Annotated in this window: 1 protein-coding gene; it reads right to left on the reverse strand. The window is 69.3% G+C overall.

All coding sequences use genetic code 11. The features are described 5' to 3' along the window. Positions 1-1241 (reverse strand): IS1380 family transposase (locus tag ACFHVL_RS31275; RefSeq protein WP_416632227.1); only part of this gene is annotated, 1241 nt, incomplete at its 3' end. Between the last annotated feature and the right edge of the window lie 88 nt (positions 1242-1329).

The raw sequence follows: 1329 nt of genomic DNA on the forward strand, positions 1-1329 counted from the left end.
CGGGCGGTGGTCCAGGTGCCGGCGGCGAGGTGCCCGGCGGCGCGGGTGAGGTTGTGGGCGATGGCGGTGCAGGTCAGCCAGGCGTCGTTTGCTGAGAATCGGCCGGACGGCAGGTGCGCCAGAGGGCCGGCGATCAGGTCCGCGTTGATCTGCTCGATGACCGCGTGCTGGCGGTGCTGGGCTTCGGCCTGGACGAGGGTGTACGGGCTGTCGGTGAGTACCGCGTGGTAGCGGTAGGTGGGCAGGAGTTCCTGCTGGCCGGGAGCTTGGGTGGGGTCGTCGCGGCGGATGCGGCGCACGATCAGCCGGGCGGTCACCTGCTGCCGGGTGCCGGCGAACGCGGTGTATTCGGTTTCGGCGATCTGCGCGTCGGAGATCCACCGCTGTTCTTCCTCGTCCCAGACGGCCTGCGGGTACCGGATGTCGGTCCACTGGTCGTCGCCGATGCTGTCGCATGCGGTGTGGACCTTGGCGTCGATCCGGGCGGTGACGGAGAACCGCACCTTGTGGCGTCGGCAGGTGGCGATGACCGCCTTGGAGTAGAAGGCGGAGTCGGCCCGGACCACGATCTCGCCGGTCGCGCCGCGGGATCGGGCGGTGGTGATCGTTTCGGCGATCATGCTCGCGGCGCCGCGGCTGGAGCCGGCGTTCCCGGCGCGTAGCCGGGTGGCCGCGACGACGGGCGCGGACAGTGGTGTCGCCACCGTCGCGACCAGGGGGTTGTAGCCGCGTAGCCGCACGTTGTAGCCGCCGATCTTGGTGTGGCCGAACCCGATGCCTTGTTTCTGTTTGCCGTAGACCCGGCGCAGCATCGAGTCGATGTCCACGAAGGTCAGCACGTCCGCGCCGGCCAGGATCGGCGCCCGTGCGGCGAGGCCGATCAGGGTGTCGCGGGCGGCGGTGTGCAACTGCCGGACGTGGCCGTGGGTGAAGGTGCGTAGGAACGAGCCGAGTGTCGATGGCGCGTACACGCCGCCGAACAGTGAGCGCATGCCGCCGTGTCGGGCGATGTCGAGGTCGTCGATGCTGTCTGCGCCCGCGAGCATCCCGGCCACGATCGTGGCGACCTTGCCGGCCGGGTTGGCACCTTTGTCGGTCGGCAGGCTGACCCGGTCTGCGACCGCGTCGTGCAGGCCGGCCTGCGCGGCGAGGCGCATCACCGGAACAAGGCCGGCGCACGACACCAGATTCGGGTCGTCGAACGTCGCGCGCACCACCGGCGCGTCATAGCGTAATCTCACCTGCGAGGTGCCCTCTCGAACCGAACGATAGAAGCGTCAGAACTCCTATCCTTCCAGTTCAGAGGGCACTTTCTACATCCGGGGTCCT

The sequence above is a fragment of the Micromonospora sp. LOL_023 genome, from assembly GCF_048060115.1.
Taxonomy (GTDB): domain Bacteria; phylum Actinomycetota; class Actinomycetes; order Mycobacteriales; family Micromonosporaceae; genus Micromonospora_E.